Annotated in this window: 2 protein-coding genes; both read right to left on the bottom strand. The window is 60.6% G+C overall.

The features are described 5' to 3' along the window. Nucleotides 1–544, bottom strand: a 544-nt coding sequence (locus AC1D0Z_RS23360; RefSeq protein ID WP_477660503.1) for an RtcB family protein, incomplete at its 3' end; no start/stop codon positions are given. Nucleotides 545–578: 34 nt separating this feature from the next. Continuing rightward, nucleotides 579–765: hypothetical protein (locus AC1D0Z_RS23355; protein ID WP_477660502.1), on the bottom strand; the 187-nt coding region annotated here is incomplete at its 5' end.

The raw sequence follows: 765 nt of genomic DNA, 5'->3' as shown, positions 1-765 counted from the left end.
CGTCGAGGCATACCTCGACAAAGTGGTTGCCGCCGCCCAGGGTTCCCATGTGGCGGTGGTTGTTGGTGTTCTTCAGGCGCGGATAGTCCAGGCATAGCGCCTCGAACTCATCGACCAGCTGGCCCCAGGCCGCATCGGCCGCGCTGGGCGGATTCGTCCAGGCGCCGACTTCGCGCACCGAACCGTTCCTGCGATAGGTTTTGGGCGCTGACCCGTGCGGCACGGCTTTTTCGATTTCTGAGCGCAGCGGGCCKAGGTTGTCAGGGAGGTCTTCAGCACGCAGCGTGGTCTTGCAGGCCATCATGCCGCAGCCGATGTCCACACCGACGGCAGCCGGAATGATGGCCTTGAAGGTCGGGATCACACTGCCGATGGTGGCGCCCAGGCCGTAGTGCACGTCGGGCATCACGGCCACGTGCTTGAACACGATGGGAAGGCGCGCGGAGTTTTCCAGCTGCTTCAGGGCCTGGGCCTCCACCGGCACCCCGTTGGTCCACATCTTGACCGGTACACCGCCGGTGACTTCGTGTTGTTGGTAGTTCATTTTTTTCTCGCTTTTTCTTTTTAATTCTTTGTCGTCATTCGTCAAAATTGATCAACCAGCACCCACCTTCGTGGTTGGTGGCCAGGGCCAATTGACCCGGTATCAGGGATACAAAACCCTCCAGCAAAGTCCCTTCAGAGCCTCGCTCCTGCGAGCACAGACGTGCCCTGAGCTGCGAAAGCGCCAATGTTTCGACACTCTCGCTGCCATGGCCACAGGCC

The organism is Polaromonas sp. P1_E3 (assembly GCF_056405935.1).
The sequence above is the reverse complement of the archived record's forward strand: the minus strand, read 5'-3'. Positions and strand labels throughout refer to the sequence as shown.